General features: G+C 62.7%; 22 protein-coding genes. 13 read left to right on the top strand and 9 right to left on the bottom strand.

Translation table 11 applies throughout. The annotated features are described in order from the left end of the window. Positions 1–91 precede the first annotated feature (91 nt). From NKI01_RS02745 to NKI01_RS02735, 3 genes are all read left to right on the top strand, one after another. A complete protein-coding gene (locus tag NKI01_RS02745) occupies positions 92–1117 on the top strand; it encodes a class I fructose-bisphosphate aldolase (protein ID WP_352961791.1) in 1026 nt (341 codons plus the stop codon). 152 nt (positions 1118–1269) lie between these two features. Beyond that, positions 1270–2007 (top strand): DUF899 domain-containing protein, encoded by a 738-nt coding sequence (locus tag NKI01_RS02740; RefSeq protein WP_023720981.1) that lies wholly within the window; start codon positions 1270–1272, stop codon positions 2005–2007. An 85-nt stretch (positions 2008–2092) separates the two neighbouring features. Continuing rightward, positions 2093–2824, top strand: coding sequence for an SGNH/GDSL hydrolase family protein (locus tag NKI01_RS02735; RefSeq protein ID WP_023720980.1), 732 nt, complete (start codon positions 2093–2095; stop codon positions 2822–2824). Positions 2825–2941: 117 nt separating this feature from the next. Here the strand turns inward: NKI01_RS02735 and NKI01_RS02730 are convergent, their stop codons facing one another. Next, positions 2942–3103 carry a hypothetical protein gene (locus NKI01_RS02730; protein ID WP_008873884.1) on the bottom strand — a complete coding sequence of 54 codons (162 nt, stop codon included), beginning with the start codon at positions 3101–3103 and terminating at the stop codon, positions 2942–2944. Between the two features lie 203 nt (positions 3104–3306). On the opposite strand from NKI01_RS02730, the gene NKI01_RS02725 reads away from it, so the two are divergent. From NKI01_RS02725 to NKI01_RS02715, 3 genes are all read left to right on the top strand, one after another. Further along, entirely contained in the window at positions 3307–3474 is a 168-nt protein-coding gene (locus NKI01_RS02725) for a hypothetical protein (protein WP_023720979.1), read from the top strand. Between the two features lie 135 nt (positions 3475–3609). Then, positions 3610–4017, top strand: a complete 408-nt coding sequence (locus NKI01_RS02720) for a hypothetical protein (protein WP_023720978.1) — start codon at positions 3610–3612, stop codon at positions 4015–4017. An 18-nt stretch (positions 4018–4035) separates the two neighbouring features. Continuing rightward, on the top strand, positions 4036–4755 hold the full coding sequence (locus NKI01_RS02715; RefSeq protein ID WP_023678491.1) for a helix-turn-helix transcriptional regulator: 720 nt from the start codon (positions 4036–4038) through the stop codon (positions 4753–4755). Between the two features lie 61 nt (positions 4756–4816). Here the strand turns inward: NKI01_RS02715 and NKI01_RS02710 are convergent, their stop codons facing one another. The 3 genes from NKI01_RS02710 to NKI01_RS02700 form a co-directional block, all read right to left on the bottom strand. Next, the gene (locus NKI01_RS02710) at positions 4817–5512 is read right to left on the bottom strand and encodes a DUF1013 domain-containing protein (protein ID WP_352961789.1); all 696 of its coding nucleotides are present in this window, start codon (positions 5510–5512) and stop codon (positions 4817–4819) included. Positions 5513–5865: 353 nt separating this feature from the next. Beyond that, entirely contained in the window at positions 5866–6006 is a 141-nt protein-coding gene (locus tag NKI01_RS02705; RefSeq protein ID WP_023720976.1) for a DUF1127 domain-containing protein, read from the bottom strand. Between the two features lie 132 nt (positions 6007–6138). Next, positions 6139–7149, bottom strand: coding sequence for an NAD(P)H-quinone oxidoreductase (locus NKI01_RS02700; protein WP_352588315.1), 1011 nt, complete (start codon positions 7147–7149; stop codon positions 6139–6141). Positions 7150–7273: 124 nt separating this feature from the next. Between NKI01_RS02700 and NKI01_RS02695 the strand changes: the two genes are divergently transcribed. The 3 genes from NKI01_RS02695 (at position 7274) to NKI01_RS02685 (ending at position 9130) form a co-directional block, all read left to right on the top strand. Then, on the top strand, positions 7274–7468 hold the full coding sequence (locus tag NKI01_RS02695; RefSeq protein WP_023720974.1) for a DUF1192 domain-containing protein: 195 nt from the start codon (positions 7274–7276) through the stop codon (positions 7466–7468). Positions 7469–7563: 95 nt separating this feature from the next. Next, entirely contained in the window at positions 7564–8811 is a 1248-nt protein-coding gene (locus NKI01_RS02690) for an MFS transporter (RefSeq protein ID WP_352480880.1), read from the top strand. Between the two features lie 31 nt (positions 8812–8842). Then, positions 8843–9130: an ArsR/SmtB family transcription factor gene (locus NKI01_RS02685; protein WP_023720972.1), complete on the top strand. Its 288-nt coding sequence runs from the start codon at positions 8843–8845 to the stop codon at positions 9128–9130. 147 nt (positions 9131–9277) lie between these two features. Here the strand turns inward: NKI01_RS02685 and NKI01_RS02680 are convergent, their stop codons facing one another. Continuing rightward, positions 9278–9934, bottom strand: a complete 657-nt coding sequence (locus NKI01_RS02680; RefSeq protein WP_023720971.1) for a glutathione S-transferase family protein — start codon at positions 9932–9934, stop codon at positions 9278–9280. A 61-nt stretch (positions 9935–9995) separates the two neighbouring features. Next, positions 9996–10862, bottom strand: a complete 867-nt coding sequence (locus NKI01_RS02675) for an alpha/beta fold hydrolase (protein WP_352588320.1) — start codon at positions 10860–10862, stop codon at positions 9996–9998. 97 nt (positions 10863–10959) lie between these two features. Here NKI01_RS02675 and NKI01_RS02670 point away from each other — a divergent pair, with 97 nt between their 5' ends. From NKI01_RS02670 to NKI01_RS02660, 3 genes are all read left to right on the top strand, one after another. Then, positions 10960–11484: a winged helix-turn-helix transcriptional regulator gene (locus NKI01_RS02670; protein WP_023720969.1), complete on the top strand. Its 525-nt coding sequence runs from the start codon at positions 10960–10962 to the stop codon at positions 11482–11484. Between the two features lie 76 nt (positions 11485–11560). Then, a complete protein-coding gene (locus NKI01_RS02665; RefSeq protein WP_023720968.1) occupies positions 11561–11791 on the top strand; it encodes a hypothetical protein in 231 nt (76 codons plus the stop codon). A 100-nt stretch (positions 11792–11891) separates the two neighbouring features. Further along, positions 11892–12323, top strand: a complete 432-nt coding sequence (locus NKI01_RS02660; RefSeq protein ID WP_023720967.1) for a GlcG/HbpS family heme-binding protein — start codon at positions 11892–11894, stop codon at positions 12321–12323. A gap of 10 nt (positions 12324–12333) precedes the next feature. Here the strand turns inward: NKI01_RS02660 and NKI01_RS02655 are convergent, their stop codons facing one another. The 3 genes from NKI01_RS02655 to NKI01_RS02645 form a co-directional block, all read right to left on the bottom strand. Next, a complete protein-coding gene (locus tag NKI01_RS02655) occupies positions 12334–12735 on the bottom strand; it encodes a hypothetical protein (protein WP_023720966.1) in 402 nt (133 codons plus the stop codon). A 198-nt stretch (positions 12736–12933) separates the two neighbouring features. Beyond that, positions 12934–13116: a 50S ribosomal protein L32 gene (gene rpmF / locus NKI01_RS02650; protein WP_006203806.1), complete on the bottom strand. Its 183-nt coding sequence runs from the start codon at positions 13114–13116 to the stop codon at positions 12934–12936. Positions 13117–13255: 139 nt separating this feature from the next. Next, the gene (locus NKI01_RS02645) at positions 13256–14014 is read right to left on the bottom strand and encodes a transglycosylase domain-containing protein (protein WP_031194544.1); all 759 of its coding nucleotides are present in this window, start codon (positions 14012–14014) and stop codon (positions 13256–13258) included. 79 nt (positions 14015–14093) lie between these two features. Here NKI01_RS02645 and NKI01_RS02640 point away from each other — a divergent pair, with 79 nt between their 5' ends. Next, the gene (locus NKI01_RS02640; protein ID WP_352494184.1) at positions 14094–15011 is read left to right on the top strand and encodes a polyprenyl synthetase family protein; all 918 of its coding nucleotides are present in this window, start codon (positions 14094–14096) and stop codon (positions 15009–15011) included. Positions 15012–15171 lie beyond the last annotated feature (160 nt).

Here is a 15171-nt window from a genome sequence, read left to right as displayed (position 1 = left end):
ATTCGCGCTTCTCCGACGAAAGGGTTCGACTTGAACCTGCGTTGCTCTGGTGGTCTGCTGGGTACGGGTCAATTCTTTCAGGAGAAGCACGATGAGCGAACGTCTCGAGGACATTGCCGCCGCGATGGTGGCCAACGGCAAGGGCCTGCTGGCTGCCGACGAGAGCTCCGGCACTATCAAGAAGCGCTTCGACGTCATCGGCGTCGAGTCGACCGCCGACAGCCGCCGCGACTATCGCGAGATGATGTTCCGCGCCAGCGATGCAATGACCAAGTACATTTCCGGCGTTATCCTCTATGACGAGACCATCCACCAGAAGGCCGCCGACGGCACGCCGCTGGTCGACATCATCAAGGCATCAGGCGCCATTCCCGGCATCAAGGTCGACGCCGGCGCCAAGCCTCTGGCAAGATTTCCCGGCGATACCATCACCGAAGGCCTGGACGGCCTGCGCGAACGCCTCGCCGACTATTACAAGCTTGGCGCCCGCTTTGCCAAATGGCGCGCGGTAATCGACATCGATGTTGCCAAGGGGGTGCCTTCCGCCACCTCGATCGGCTCGAATGCCCATGCGCTCGCCCGTTACGCCGCGCTTTGCCAGGAAGCCGGCATCGTGCCGATCGTCGAGCCGGAGGTGCTGATGGACGGCGCTCATGACATCGACACTTGCTACGAGATCAGCAAGGCGACACTGACAAAGCTATACACCGAGCTCTATGCGGCCCGCGTCGTCCTCGAAGGCACCATCCTGAAGCCAAACATGGTTCTCGCCGGCAAGAAATCGGGCAAGGTCAGCAGCCCCGACCAGGTCGCCGAAAGGACGATAAAACTGTTCCGCGAGACGGTGCCAGCCGCGATCGGAGGCATCGCCTTCCTTTCGGGCGGACAATCGGACGAGCAAGCGACCGCCAACCTCAACGCCATCAACGCCATCGGCCCGCATCCGTGGAAGCTGACCTTCTCCTACGGCCGCGCCTTGCAGGCCGCTCCGCAGAAGGCCTGGAGCGGCAAGGCGGCGAACGTCGCCGCCGCGCAGGCCGCCTTCGCCCATCGCGCCCACATGAACCATCTGGCAGCGCTTGGACAATGGCAGCCGTCGCTGGAGCAAGCCGCTTAACCGAATCCATCTTGCGTTTCTCCCGACCCGGGCCACGTGCCCGGGTTTTGCTTGAAAGCAGCAAGGGCTGCAATTTTCTTGCAACTGAAAATGCAGCTCTGTGTCGGCATTCCTCGCTGCCGAACGTCCTCCGTGAAAAGAGGAGCAGACCTATGCCAAACAACAAGACCGTTTCGCAGGAAGACTGGTTTCAGGCGCACAAGGCGCATCTGGCGCGCGAAAAGGAATTGACGCGCTTTCGCGACCGCGTCGCCGCCGAACGCCGCGAATTGCCATGGCTGAAGATCCGCAAGGACTACGTCTTCGAGACCGAGCAAGGGCCAAAGAAACTGCCCGACCTGTTTGGCGGCAACAGCCAGTTGATCGTCTACCATTTCATGTTCGGGCCGGGCGCCGATTATCGTTGCGAGGGCTGCTCGTTCCTTGCCGACCACATCGACGGCGCCAACCAGCATCTCAGGCACCACGATGTTTCGCTTGTGGTGGTGGCGCGGGCTCCGCTGGCCGAGCTTCTGCCCTACAAGCAGCGCATGGGCTGGAAATTCGACTGGGTGTCGTCCTACGCCTCGGACTTCAACTTCGATATGCAGGTGTCATTCACCGACAAGCAGATCGCGGCCGGCGACACGACCTACAATTTCGAGCGGCGCGCGCGGAGATCGAAGGACCTTCCCGGCACCAGCGTGTTCTATCGCGACGAGAAAGGCGACATCTTCCTGACTTTCATCTCGCGCTCCAGAGGCGGCGATCCGCTGATCGGCGCCTATCACTATCTCGACCTGACGCCGAAAGGCCGCAACGAAACCGGGCCGCATCATAGCCTCGCCGACTGGGTGCGGCTGCATGACGAGTATGAAGACCAATCCGGGACGCATGACTGCTGCCATTGAGGCGACAGGCTGTCGCTGCAAGGTCGTTCACCTTCAGTGCAACATGCGCTAAGTGCTGTTCGCTGTGCCTTAAAAGGGATTTGCCATGCGGCGCTTTCCGACCCTTCTCACCTGGCTCGCCTTTCCGGTCTATGTCTGGCAAGGACTTGGCGTGCGTCGCCGCACCACCCGCATGCTGCCGGCACAAGGTCCGGTCATGCACGAGATATCAGGCCAGGCGCCGGCAATCTCGCTGCTGGTGCTCGGCGATTCCTCCGCCGCCTCAGTCGGCATCGGCAATTCCGAAAACGGATTGGCCGCGCAACTGGCCGTTCTAATTGCGCAACGCACCGGCCGCACCGTGCGCTGGCGGGCAGCCGGCTTCAACTCGGCAACCTCTGGCCAGATCCGCGATCATGTGCTGCCCAATCTGTCGGCCGATCCGTGGACGCATATCGTGCTCGCCATCGGCACCAACGACACCAAGAATTTTCATTCGGTACCGCGCTTCAAGCGCGATTTTGGCGGCCTGCTCTACGCGCTGCGCGCCAAATGGCCGGAGGCGCGCGTGGTGTGGTCGCCGGTGCTGGAGTTCACCCGGGCGCCGGCAATGCCGCCGCTGCTCGGCAAGATCCTCGAGATCCGCGCCGGCGAGATGAACCGGATGGGCGAGCGCCTTTGCCTCGAGCGCGGCGCCATACCGGCGCCCCGCCTGCCGATCACCGACGCCGAGGCCGGCTTTGCGTCGGATGGATTTCATGCTTCGGAAGCCGGCTACCGCGCCTGGGCGGAACATCTGGCCGGCTTGGTGCTCGCCAACGAACCGGGCGTCGCGTAGCGGCTGCCGGCACTAAAGCGCGTCGCGTTCGATTGGCCTCATGCGACGCTACTTTAGGTTCTTTGTTTTATGTATGTCGTTGGCGCAAAACCGCTGCACACTTTTGCGCGACATGCATTACGTCCAGTGTCCGAGCACCGCCGTAATCGAAATCGCCGCCATAGCCAACAGCGCCAGCTTCCAGAAATCGCTGCGCCGCTTCAGCCCCGGCCAGCCGAGCGGCTTGATGAGCTGGATGACCATCATGGCGATGATGACGAGCGCGAGAAGTTTCGACATGCAGCCTTTGATCAGCATCGCGGCTGGCTGTCAAAGCGGCTCCGCGATCGCGGTCTTTCCACCGCGGCACGCCTGTTTTCAGCACTGTTCGATCACTTCGGTGGACAAATCGGAACGCCGGTCGCGAGAGCCGCACCCTCCTGACAGACTGCTGTCAGTAGGGGTGTGCGATAGTGCCTGCATCGAAAGAGAGGAGACCAGCCATGAACGGTTTTACCATTCTGCGTAGCGTGCAGCACTATGTCGGCAAGATCCGGACGATGCGCAATGAGATCCGCACCCAGCGTTTCATGAACACCCTGCCGGCGGACATCCGCAAGGATATTGGCTGGCCGGACATGTATGGCGACCGCCACAATGGCGGCAATTGAGGCAATCTTTCTGCCCGGCGTCTGGATGCGGCCCGGCGATAAACAGGCATGCTGAAGCCTCCTGACAGTATGGTGTCAGGAGGCTCGTGCCATAGTGGGATGGCCGTCAGAGACGGACGGCCGAGAGGACGATCGATGAAAAGCTGGACCGACAGGCTGAACACGCCTGGCATCAACGGCATAACACCGTCGCCACGCACCATCGCTGATGTCGTCGAAGGCCAGCCGATGCTGGTTCCCACAGCTCGCCAGGTCGATGCATTCATCTGCGCCATCCCCGAAGGCATGGATATGGATATCCGGGCTTTGCGCACCGCGCTCGCCATCGAGCACGGTGCCGAGGTGACATGTCCGGTCACCATCGGCTATCATCTGCGTACCGTCGCCGAGGCCGCCAACGAGGATCTTGAGCGTGGCATGGCGCTGGGCGACATTGCGCCGTTCTGGCGGGTGCTCGACGCAAGCACGCCGACAACGAGGAAACTGTCCTTCGGCGCGGCCTCCGTCGCCGCGCAGCGCAAGCGCGAAGGGCTAGAGCAATAGACGCCGAGGGACCATACGATGCGCCGCGCCGACAGGCTCTTCCAGATCGTGCAGCACCTGCGCGGTGGCCGTCTGGTCACCGCCCAGAAGCTGGGCACGTGGCTCGAGGTTTCCGAGCGGACCATCTATCGCGACATCGCCGACCTGCAGTCGACCGGCGTGCCGATCGACGGCGAGGCCGGTGTCGGCTACATGATGAGGGAGGGTTTCGACCTTCCGCCGCTGATGTTCACGCGTGACGAGATCGTCGCGCTGGTCGCCGGCGCCCGCATGGTGCGCGCCTTTGGCGGCGCGGCCATGGCGCGAGCCGCCGACGAGGCGCTGGTCAAGATCGGCGCCGTGCTGCCCGACGCCGAAAAGGACCGCATCGCCCGCACCGAGATCCACACGCCGATGTGGGTGGTAAGCGACGCCGCCCGCGAAGCCATCGACCTGATTGAGCGGTCCATCGAGAAACGTCAGGTGCTGACCATCGACTATTCGGATGAGGCCGGCCGCAGCACCGCGCGCGACATCCGCCCACTCGGCCTGTGGTTCTGGGGCAAGGTGTGGACCTTGGTCGCCTGGTGCGAGATGCGCGGCGATTTCCGCGCCTTCCGCATCGACCGCATCGCCTCCGTGGTCATCGCCGGCCGCACCTTCAAGCCGGAGCGCGGCAAGCAGCTCGCCGATTTCTACCGCGCGGTGGAACGCAGCGAGGACTACGGCATGGCACCGGACCGGGCGGCGCGAAGCTGACACGGAAGATCGAAAAAAAAGCCCGCTTGAAAGCGGGCTTTTTGTTTTGGATGCGAGACCTCTATTCCTCTTCGTCCGTATCCTTGTCCTTCGACTTCAGCGCCGAAAGCTTGGCGAAGACGGCGTTGGCGTCGAGTTCGCGGTCCTCGTCCTTCGGCTTTTCCGGCGCCGGCACCAGCCGTTCGGTCAAGGCGGCCGGCAGCAGCGTATCGCCGACCGGCTGCGCCTGCTCGCGGCCGCGCGAGGCGCGGTTGATTTCCATGTCGAGGTCGATCTGCGACGTCAGGCCGAGCGTCACTGGATCCATCGGCTGGAGATTGGCGGAGTTCCAGTGTTTTCTGTCGCGGATCTGGTCGATCGTCGACTTCGTCGTGCCGACAAGGCGGGAAATCTGCGCATCCTTGAGCTCGGGATGGTTGCGCACCAGCCAGAGGATGGCGTTGGGCCGGTCCTGGCGCTTGGACAGCGGCGTGTAGCGCGGACCCTTGCGCTTGGATTCCGGCACCCGCACCTTGGGATCGGAGAGCTTCAGCCGGTGGTTCGGGTCCTTCTCGGCGTGCGCGATCTCGTCGCGAGTGAGCTGGCCGGTCATGATCGGGTCCATACCCTTGATGCCTTGCGCAGATTCGCCGTCGGCGATCGCCTTGACCTCAAGCGGATGCAGTCCGCAGAACTGCGCGATCTGCTCGAAGGAAAGCGCTGTGTTGTCAACCAGCCAGACGGCGGTCGCTTTTGGCATCAGCAGCGTATTGGCCATTAAAAAATCCTTCTCGTTCGCCCGCGTTCCCGCGCGGGCGGTGGTTTACAGCCACCAAAATGGGAAAATCGCGGTCTATATAACTGCTCGCTCGCCATTTCGCAATGTTTTTGGCAGGCGCGCGTCAAGGACGGCATGGCGGCGCGACCAGCAGACCGCGAAGGGTCGGCACATGAAGCCATGCAGTCGAAAGCTTCAAAAAGACAAAGCCCGCCAGACCAAGGTCGGGCGGGCTCGGAACCGGCGACGGAAATCCGTCTGCTACGGCTCTGGCTTCTAAGGCTTGATCCCGAACCGCGGCTCGGCGTTGCGGAAAAGCAGCGCCCGGTCTTCGGACAGGATCGTGCTCGAGATCAAAGCCCTTGGCGGGCGATTCTCTCTATGTCGCCGCGGTTGATGCCGAGATCATTGAGCTGACGAGCGTTCAGCCGGTTCAGTTCGCGCACGGTTTCGTTGTACATGCGCCAGTTACGGAAAGCGCGGATCGGGTTCATGGTAGTCCTCCATCGTTTCGATGCCGCGTAAATAGGCATCGGCGATGAAAAATTGAACAGACGCTTTTGCATGGCGGCAATGCGTTTGTTGCATTGCACCATTAAGCCTTCGTTCAGCCTGTTTACCGGCCGTCAGGCGACATCGAGCACAATCTTGCCAATGTGCTCACCCTCCTCCATCCGCTCATGCGCCCGCCAGGCTTCCTTGAGCGGGAAGATCGTGTCCATCACCGGTGCAACCTTGCGCGTGCCGAGCAGCGGCCAAACCTGCGCCTCCAGCGCAGCCGCGACTGCCGCCTTGAACTCCACCGTGCGTGGCCTGAGCAGCGAACCCGTGTGCACGAGCCGCTTGGCCATGATTTTGAAGAAATCGGCGCTCGCCACCGCTCCGCCCTGCGTCGCGATCTGGACGATGCGGCCCTCCACGGCCGCAGCCTCGTAGTTTCGCGCGACATAATCGCCGCCGACCATGTCGAGGATGACGTTGGCGCCCTTGCCGCCGGTTGCCTCCTTGACCGCGGCGACGAAGTCCTCCTCGCGGTAGTTGACCGTCCGGTCGGCGCCGAGCTTGAGGCAGGCGTCGCATTTCTCCTTGCTGCCGGCGGTGGTGACGACATAAGCGCCGAAAGCGGCAGCAAGCTGGATCGCCGTCGTTCCGATACCCGATGAGCCGCCATGCACGAGCAGCGTCTCGCCGCTCTTCAGGCCGCCGCGCTCGAAGACATTGTGCCAAACAGTGAAGTAGTTTTCCGGCAGCGCCGCCGCTTCGGTGTAGGTAAAGCCGGCGGGCAGCGGCAGCACGCTGCCGGCATGAACCTTGACATATTCGGCATAGCCGCCGCCCGCCGTCAGCGCGCAGACCCGGTCGCCGACGCGCCAGCGCGATATCTCGTCGCCGAGGGCGGCGACTTCGCCCGCCGCTTCCAGGCCCGGCAGATCCGACGCACCCGGCGGCGGCGGATAGGCGCCCTTGCGCTGCTGCACGTCGGGCCGGTTGACGCCGGCGGCACGCACCCGGATCAGGATCTCGCCAGGGCCGGGTACCGGCACGTCGCGGGTTTCCGGTTTCAGCACCCGCGGCCCGCCCGGCTCCGAGATGGCGATCGCCATCATCCTGGTCGGAATTTTCTGTGCGTTCGCCATGAATTTTCCCGTCGTGTTTCGCCGGTTTCTAGCGCCAGCTGTTGCCGGCCATTTGCATCCATACCCCTGCCCTATGTATGCTCATTGGCAAATCAGGCAAATGGGCAATCACGGAGGAGCGACGATGGCGGTCTTCGACGACGAACCCAAGAAGAAAGCGCGCCCGCACGAGATCGGGCAGGATCTGTCGCTGCTTTCTGTCGATGAATTGTCCGAGCGGATCGGCATCCTGCGCGGCGAGATCGCCCGGCTGGAAGCCGAGCTCATGACCAAGGGCTCCACCAAGTCGGCGGCAGAGGCGCTGTTTCGCCGCGGATAGTACTGCGGGCAATTCCAAAAGCTCGGGCACGCCGCCGAAAAGCCCGAATGCCGCTGTCTCCAGACCTGTGCCCCGAACCCCAGCCGGATTGAACAATGTTCGCAAGCTACAGACCGATCCTCTCGCTGCTGCGCGGCACCGCGTTCCTGCTGGCGGCATCCGGGCTGCACGGGCTGCTGTTGCCGCTGCGCGGCCAGGTGGAGGGCTTCTCGACCGCATCGCTCGGCCTGATGGGCACGGCTTGGGCCGGCGGCTTCGTCACCGGCTGCTTCTTTGCGCCACGCATCGTGCGCCGCGCCGGTCATGTCAGGGCTTTCGGCGCCTTTGCCGCATCGGGAGCGATCGTCGCACTGCTCACCGGCCTGATCATTGATGAATATACCTGGATCCTGCTGCGCGCCTTCACCGGCTTCACCATGGCCGGTGCTTTCATGGTCATCGAAAGCTGGCTGAACGAGAAGGCCACCAACGAAAACCGCGGCACCGTCTTCGGCCTCTACATGATGGTCACCTATGCCTCGATCATGGGCGGTCAGATGATCGTTGCCGGCGGCGATGTGAAATCGGCGTCGCTATTCATGATCACCGGCATTCTGTTTTGCCTATCACTGATCCCGACGGCGGTCTCGACGGCGTCGCACCCCAAGCCGCTGCAGGACGTGTCGCTTGACGTCAAAGGGCTCTACGTCAATTCGCCGGTGTCGGCGATCGCCTGCGTGCTGATCGGCATCGCCAACGGCGCCTGGGGCACGCTTGGTGCCGTTTATGGAGCTCGCATCGGCATCTCGACGGCCGAGATCGCGCTCATGATGAGCCTGGTGGTCATCGCCGGCGCCGCCATGCAGCTTCCGGCCGGGCGGCTCTCCGACACGACGGACCGTCGTTTCGTGCTGGCGGGCGCGGCTTTCGGCGCTGCGCTGTTCGCCATCGCCATCTTCCTGTTCGAACCGCGCTCCGGCGTCTTCGTTATCGTCTGCACCGCCGCCTACGGCGCCTTCGCCTACACGCTCTATTCGATCGCGGTGGCGCATGCCAACGACCATGCCCGATCGGAAGACTTCGTCAAAGTGTCGGGCGGCCTGCTGCTGCTTTATGGCTTCGGCACGATGATCGGCCCGCTGCTGGCCGCCGGCCTGATGGGCTGGATGCGTCCCGAGGGGCTGTTCCTGGCTACTGCGTTGGCGCATCTCTGCCTGGCCGCCTATACGCTGCTGCGCATCAGCCGTCGCGCGCCGGTGCCAATCGAAGGCCGCGATGCCTTCAAGACCCAGCCGGCCGACCGCTCGGTGACGCCGGAAGCGTTGCGGCTCGACCCGCGCAGAAAAGCTGAAACCGACGGTTGAGATTCGAGACGCTTTGCCCCACAAATAAGGCATGATGCTTTCCGACGCCTTCATGGCGATTGCCGATCCCAACCGGCGCTATCTCTTGGAAGAGCTCCGGCGCGGACCGAAGACCGTCAACGAACTGGCCTCTGGCTTGCCGGTGTCCCGCCCGGCCGTTTCGCAGCATCTGAAGGTGCTGCTTGATGCCGGGCTGGTCAACGCCAAGCCGGAAGGCACCAGGCGCGTCTATACGGTCAGCAATGCCGGCTTCCTAAAGCTCAACATCTGGCTCGACCAGTTCTGGGATGCAGAGCAGCTCGGTTCACCCGGAAGCTGAGAGGCGTCGTCCGCGCGTCGGGCAGCTCGTGCAGCCTCGGGCCTGGAGCAATTCCAGGAAAAGTGTGAAACGGTTTTCCGTCCGGAATTGCGCAAAAAACAAAAGGATAGAGCGGTTCGGCGTTTCCGTGAAACGATGAACCACTCTCTAGCCGTTGTTGTAGGGGAAGAGCTTGAAATAGGGCTGCGCTTCCTCGATCACACGGGCAACCGACGGGCGCCGCAGCAGCCGGTCGTGATAGCGCCTCACCGCAGGATATTTGTCGCCGAACGGCTCGACCTTGTTAGCGTAGAACAGCGCGGGGGCGGCGGCGCAGTCGGCCATGGTGAAGCTCCCGCCCACCGCCCATGTCCTCGACTGCATGTCCTGTTCGATGACGGCGTAGGAGCTGCGCAGCTGGGCGCGCGCCTGCTCGACGCCGAACGGATCGGTCTTGCCCTCCGGCCGCAGCCGGTCGCCGACGATCTTCTGCATCGGTTCCTGGACGTAGAAGTCATAGAAGCGGTCGGCGAGCCGGGTCTGGCGAGCGAGATCGACATCGGCGGGGATCAGTTCGGCCGGCCCAGGATAATACGCGTTGAGATATTCGATGACGATTGTCGATTCCGGCACGGTCCGATCCAGCGCTTCATCACGCAGTACCGGCATCTTGCCGAGCGGCCACAATTTCAGAAACGCCACGCGCGACTGTTCATTGCCGAGATCGACGACAACGGATGTGAATGGCGTGCCGTTCTCATAGAGCGCGATCAGCGGCTTCCAGCAGAAGGAGGCCAGTGGATGAAGATGCATAGTCAGGGACATTGGTTGTCGTTCCTTGGGTGGTTCGTCTCGCGGAAATTCGGTGTTGAGGTCAGGCTTGGTACTATTTGGCTTGGCTGTGGGTGACGATGGCATCGATGATCGCGGCCCAGTCGTCGGGATGCAGCTCGTGGCCGCCGCTCTCGATCCGGACCAGCCTTGCGCCGGCGACCGCGTCGGCAAGAGCGGCGCCATGCTCGACTGGAAAGATCGGATCGTCGGTGCCGTGGATAACGAGGAGCGGGATCTTCATCTCGTGCAGCCGCCCCGTCCAGTCCTCGCCGCTCCGATCTTCGCCGCTCCCATCTTCGCCGCTCTTGAGCATGAAATGATTGGTGGCGCTTAGAAAGCCGCCGGACCGGTCGTAATCCTGTTCGACGAAAGCCCGCGTGCGCTGCTCGTCGAATGAGCGTGCGGTGCCGGTGAGCGCATACGCGTCCTTGACGATGAAATCGACCGCCTGGCCACGGTCAGACCAGTCGACCTTCGCGCCTTCGTCCGAATGTTTCCTGTAGGCCTCGGTGGTTCCGGGCAGATGCGACGTATCAATGCCCAAGGGCGAGCTGCTGATCACCGTAAGCGAAGTGACACGCGACGGGTATTTCAACGCAACGAGCTGCGCAATCACGCCGCCCATCGACATGCCGACCACGTGCGCCTTTCGGATTCCCTGGTCGTCAAGGACGCGGATGGCATCGTCCGCCATGTCGTCGAATGTATAAGGCGGCTCGCCCGGCGCGTATTTCGTCGAACGGCCGGTATCGCGATTGTCATAGCGGACCACGAAGCGACCCTCGCCGGCCAGCTTCCGGCAAAACGCTTCCGGCCACCAGAGCATGGAAGCCATGGCGCCCATGATCAACAATACCGCCGGATGTGCCGGATCGCCGAACGTCTGGGATACGATTTCGGGGTGTTCGGCGTTTCTCATGGCTTTCCTCCTCGGGTCGCGAATCTGATTGCAATTTGCAATCGGTTGCACGATATTAAAACCGATACGATAATGCAACCGGTTTTTGGAGATTCGCATGAACATCGATCGCCGGTCCGGATGTCCGATCAATCTGTCGCTCGAAGTGTTCGGCGATCGGTGGAGCCTGATCATCCTTCGCGACATCATCTTCGGCGGCAGACGCCACTTTCGCGAGCTGCTCAATGGCTCGATGGAGGGCATCGCCTCCAACATCCTCGCCGACCGGCTGAAACGGCTGATGGAGCTCAGCATGCTGACCAAGGCGGACGATCCCTCCCACAAGCAGAAGGCGATCTACAGCCTGACCGAAATGGCTATTACGCTGGTGCCGATCCTGGCGCATCTCGGCGCCTGGGGCCGCGTCTGGCTCCCGGTCAGCGAAGAGCTCTCTATCCGTGCCGAGCTTCTGGAAAAAGGCGGCCCGCCGATGTGGGATAAGTTTATGAACGAGTTGCGCCACGAGCATCTAGGTGCGTCTCCCGCCCCATCTGGACCCACCGTGCGCGCGACCTTGCAGGCCGCATACGATGCGGTGATCGCCCGCAATGCGGAGCGAGTCGGGTGCGATCCGGCGCCATGACCAACTTATTTTCCCAATTGCGGGCTGGCTCTGCTATCAAGGGACTGAAGATAATTTACCGGATTGGATAACGCTCTTGGTCGAGAACTCTAAGGACACTGCCCGTGCGCGGGCCGATTTGCGTTTCAAGAAACAGGAAGAGGCAGCCACGGTGCGCCAGAAGGCCATGGCGGAATATGTCGCCGAGAGCGACGCTCGCCAGGCCAAAACCAACAAGCTGCGGGCGCTGCGCCTCGCCAAGGAAGCGGAAGACCTGGCCAATGCGCCTCCGGCGCCGGTGAAGAAGTCCCGCGCCAAGAAGAAATAAGCCGGCGCTCCTTGGATCGCATTGCTTCGTTTCGTACGCGGAACAGTTTTCACCGCGATCTGTTCTGCCGGTTGATAACTGGCGCGTTTAGGAGGCGGCCATGACCGCACTGACGCTCGACAAAGCCCTTGAGATCATCGCCGCCGCCTTTGCCAAGGGTGCCGAGCTCAAGCTCAGGCCGCTTGGCGTCTCGGTGCTCGATGCCGGCGCCCATCTGGTCTCGTTCCAGCGTCAGGACGGCGCCTCGTTCCTGCGTCCGCAAATGTCGGCCGGCAAGGCCTATGGCGCGCTCGCTATCGGCATGGGCTCGCGCCGGGTGGAGGCTTTCGCCAAGGAGCGCCCGCATCTGATAGCCGGCGTCTCCGACGTGTCGGGCGGACGCGTCCTGCCGGTCGTCGGCGGCGTGCTGATCCGCGATAAGGCTGGCACGATCATCGGCGCCGTCGGCATTTCCGGCGATACGTCGGACAATGATGAAACGGCAGCCATCGCTGGCATCGAGGCGGCTGGCTTCACCGCCGACCCGGGCTGAGCCGGAATCCTTAATTCATGTTGATGTCGCGGCTGGCCGACCGCATCGACACCGAAAAGCCGGCCAGCACGTCGATCAGTGCTATGACCATCAGTGTGAAGAAAACGGAATGGGCGGCGCCCTTCACCAGCAGGAATTCGACCAGATAGGCCACAAAGACGAAGGTCGACAAAAGGTGGTCCATGATCGAGGCATTTGTCGTTCGCGTCGACTTCACCACTTCGACGAACAAGAAGATCAATGCGATCAGCACGATGAGATCGCCGAGGGTCATCGAGAACACCCCGCCCGACATCATCCGGACCGAAAACATTTCGGTCGCCCACGGGTCGTCGCCGCTGCCGAATATTCCCAGAAGCCCGAGATTGTAGAGAATGAAAGGCACGATCAGCAGCGGAATGGCACCGAACATGTGGCGGCTCCGGTTGGACTGATCTTTGTAGAGTGCGCCCGGCGTTCGCCGTCAAGAATTTTCGTGCGGCCCATAAACACGGACAAAGACGGCGTGAAACAACAATGTCAGCCCCGGTCGACACGATCAGTTGTCGACGAACGCAAAAAGACCGGCCAGTGGCCGGTCTTTTGCAATAATAAACCGTCGAAAGCTGTCTCAGCTTTCCTTCGGCTCCAGCACCTGGCGACCGCGATACATGCCGGTCTTCAGGTCGATATGGTGCGGACGGCGCATCTCGCCGGAGTTCTTGTCCTCGACATAGGTCGGGGCCTTCAGTGCGTCGGCGGAACGGCGCATGCCGCGCTTCGACGGAGAGGTTTTTCGTTTCGGAACGGCCATGGATATGCTCCACTACATGGTCAAAACGCCCCGGCGGCCCTCGTGAAAGGGCCACGTCAGGGGCCGGAATCTGAGAAAGTCGGCTGCCTATACACGCCCGATGGCGTTTTGGCCAGCGTCGCGGTGTTTTTTTTTGACACTATCGCAGGCAGCCGACATAGGCGCCGGCGCGGCCCGCGCGCCGTTCGATCAACGCGGCAAGCCGCCTCAGTCCCGGCCCGGGCTTCGCCGGATTGCGCACGATCGGGTTCGGCAAGGTGACGGCAAGCAGCGCTGCCTGTCGGCGCGACAGCTGTTTTGCCGAGACGCCGAAATGATGTTGGGCGGCGGCCTCGATGCCGTAGATGCCCGGTCCCCATTCGGCGATGTTGAGGTAGATCTCCATGATCCGCCGTTTCGACAGCACCGCATCGAAATAGACGGCCAGCGGCAGTTCGACGACCTTACGGACCGAGCCCAACGGCCGCGACCATAGATAAAGGTTCTTTACCGTCTGCATGGTGATGGTCGAGGCGCCACGCGTCATCTCGCCGGCGAGCGCATCGTCGACGACGCCGCGCAACTCGCCTAGATCGACGCCGCGATGGAAACAGAACTGCCCGTCCTCCGACATGATGACCGAATATGCCAGCACCGGCGCCACATCATCGATAGAAACCCAGCGCCGATCGTAGCCGGAAAACGTCGCGAGGTCCTTCAGCATCAATGTCGACACCGGGTGCACGAATGACGGCAGGTACAGAAAGGTCAGAACCACCGGCATCAGCGCCAGCACGATGGCGACAGCGATGCCGCGCCGGACCCAGCGTTGAAGACCGATGCGGCTGCCGCGTCTCGGTCTCGCCATGTCCAACCCTTCGGTTTCGTGATCGACGATCGGTTCCGCCAAGCCACCCAATCCGCGCTACTCCCTGCCCCCGGCATAATGGCGCTTGGCTTCTTGCGCAACGTCTGAGTGTCGGCTACCGCTCCCGACCATGACGAAAGACGACCAAATGGCGTTCGAGGCTGCACTTATTGCCCGGGCAGTTCCGCTCGAGGCGCTGCTGAGGCGGTTGCTCGACGGACGCACGCTTTCAGGCGAGATCGCGCGGCCGGAACGCCTGATGGCCGCGATGCGACATGGCGTTCTGAACGGCGGCAAACGACTGCGCCCCTTCCTGGTCATGGAAAGTTCTGCACTGTTTTCAGCCGACGTCGAGCCGGCGCTGCGCGTCGCGGCAGCGCTCGAATGCGTGCACTGCTATTCGCTCATCCATGACGATCTGCCGGCCATGGACGATGACGATATGCGCCGTGGCCAGCCGACCGTGCACAGGGCTTTCGATGAAGCGACCGCCATTCTTGCCGGCGACGCCTTGTTGACGCTTGCCTTCGACATCCTTGCCGACGAGGCGACAATGCTGCCGGCCGAGCGCAGGGCAGCGCTGGTGCTGGCATTGGCCCGCGCCGCAGGGGCCGGCAGCATGGTCGGCGGCCAGATGCTCGATCTCGAGGCCGAACAAAGCCGGCCGGACGAGGCTGGCATCATTCGGCTTCAGGCGATGAAAACCGGTGCGCTGATCCGCTTTGCCTGCGAAGCGGGCGCCATCGTTGCCGGCGCGCCGTCGGGCGACCGCGAAAGGCTGGCCGAGTTCGGCTCGGCGATCGGGCTTGCCTTTCAGCTTGCCGACGATCTGCTCGACCTGACCGCCGACGCGCATCAGATGGGCAAGGCAACCGGCAAGGATGCCGCGGCCGGCAAGGCGACGCTGGTCGCGCTGCACGGACCGGACTGGGCGCGGGACCAGCTCCATGGCCTCGTCGACCAAGCTCATGCGCTGCTCGAGCCCTATGGCGAACAAGCCGCGCTTCTGAAACAAGCGGCGCAGTTCGTTGCGGCCCGCAACAATTAAGCTGCCCCCTATGGCGCGCCGTACAGCCACGGAGAATTGGCGACTGTTCGGCCAGATGCCCTCGCAGCCGGCCGATCGGGATGATTTCCGGCGATGTCGGACCACATGGACTCGCCACGCCAGTTGCCGAACCATTCTTCAGCCTCGCGGCAGGGCTCCG

The sequence above is a fragment of the Mesorhizobium sp. M0815 genome, assembly GCF_040319995.1.
Taxonomy (GTDB): Bacteria; Pseudomonadota; Alphaproteobacteria; order Rhizobiales; family Rhizobiaceae; genus Mesorhizobium.
Note: the sequence above shows the minus strand (reverse complement) of the source record. Positions and strands in the feature narration are given on the sequence as shown.

Excerpts from the sequence above, each read along its gene's own strand:
- NKI01_RS02710 (WP_352961789.1), bottom strand. The coding sequence starts at position 5,512 with ATGGCCAATACGCTGCTGATGCCAAAAGCGACCGCCGTCTGGCTGGTT.
- NKI01_RS02690 (WP_352480880.1), top strand. The coding sequence starts at position 7,564 with ATGTTCGCAAGCTACAGACCGATCCTCTCGCTGCTGCGCGGCACCGCG.
- NKI01_RS02660 (WP_023720967.1), top strand. The coding sequence starts at position 11,892 with ATGACCGCACTGACGCTCGACAAAGCCCTTGAGATCATCGCCGCCGCC.
- NKI01_RS02695 (WP_023720974.1), top strand. The coding sequence starts at position 7,274 with ATGGCGGTCTTCGACGACGAACCCAAGAAGAAAGCGCGCCCGCACGAG.
- NKI01_RS02685 (WP_023720972.1), top strand. The coding sequence starts at position 8,843 with ATGATGCTTTCCGACGCCTTCATGGCGATTGCCGATCCCAACCGGCGC.
- NKI01_RS02700 (WP_352588315.1), bottom strand. The coding sequence starts at position 7,149 with ATGGCGAACGCACAGAAAATTCCGACCAGGATGATGGCGATCGCCATC.
- NKI01_RS02720 (WP_023720978.1), top strand. The coding sequence starts at position 3,610 with ATGAAAAGCTGGACCGACAGGCTGAACACGCCTGGCATCAACGGCATA.
- NKI01_RS02745 (WP_352961791.1), top strand. The coding sequence starts at position 92 with ATGAGCGAACGTCTCGAGGACATTGCCGCCGCGATGGTGGCCAACGGC.
- NKI01_RS02740 (WP_023720981.1), top strand. The coding sequence starts at position 1,270 with ATGCCAAACAACAAGACCGTTTCGCAGGAAGACTGGTTTCAGGCGCAC.
- NKI01_RS02640 (WP_352494184.1), top strand. The coding sequence starts at position 14,094 with ATGACGAAAGACGACCAAATGGCGTTCGAGGCTGCACTTATTGCCCGG.
- NKI01_RS02715 (WP_023678491.1), top strand. The coding sequence starts at position 4,036 with ATGCGCCGCGCCGACAGGCTCTTCCAGATCGTGCAGCACCTGCGCGGT.
- NKI01_RS02670 (WP_023720969.1), top strand. The coding sequence starts at position 10,960 with ATGAACATCGATCGCCGGTCCGGATGTCCGATCAATCTGTCGCTCGAA.
- NKI01_RS02655 (WP_023720966.1), bottom strand. The coding sequence starts at position 12,735 with ATGTTCGGTGCCATTCCGCTGCTGATCGTGCCTTTCATTCTCTACAAT.
- NKI01_RS02680 (WP_023720971.1), bottom strand. The coding sequence starts at position 9,934 with ATGTCCCTGACTATGCATCTTCATCCACTGGCCTCCTTCTGCTGGAAG.
- NKI01_RS02705 (WP_023720976.1), bottom strand. The coding sequence starts at position 6,006 with ATGAACCCGATCCGCGCTTTCCGTAACTGGCGCATGTACAACGAAACC.
- rpmF (WP_006203806.1), bottom strand. The coding sequence starts at position 13,116 with ATGGCCGTTCCGAAACGAAAAACCTCTCCGTCGAAGCGCGGCATGCGC.
- NKI01_RS02735 (WP_023720980.1), top strand. The coding sequence starts at position 2,093 with ATGCGGCGCTTTCCGACCCTTCTCACCTGGCTCGCCTTTCCGGTCTAT.
- NKI01_RS02730 (WP_008873884.1), bottom strand. The coding sequence starts at position 3,103 with ATGTCGAAACTTCTCGCGCTCGTCATCATCGCCATGATGGTCATCCAG.
- NKI01_RS02675 (WP_352588320.1), bottom strand. The coding sequence starts at position 10,862 with ATGAGAAACGCCGAACACCCCGAAATCGTATCCCAGACGTTCGGCGAT.
- NKI01_RS02725 (WP_023720979.1), top strand. The coding sequence starts at position 3,307 with ATGAACGGTTTTACCATTCTGCGTAGCGTGCAGCACTATGTCGGCAAG.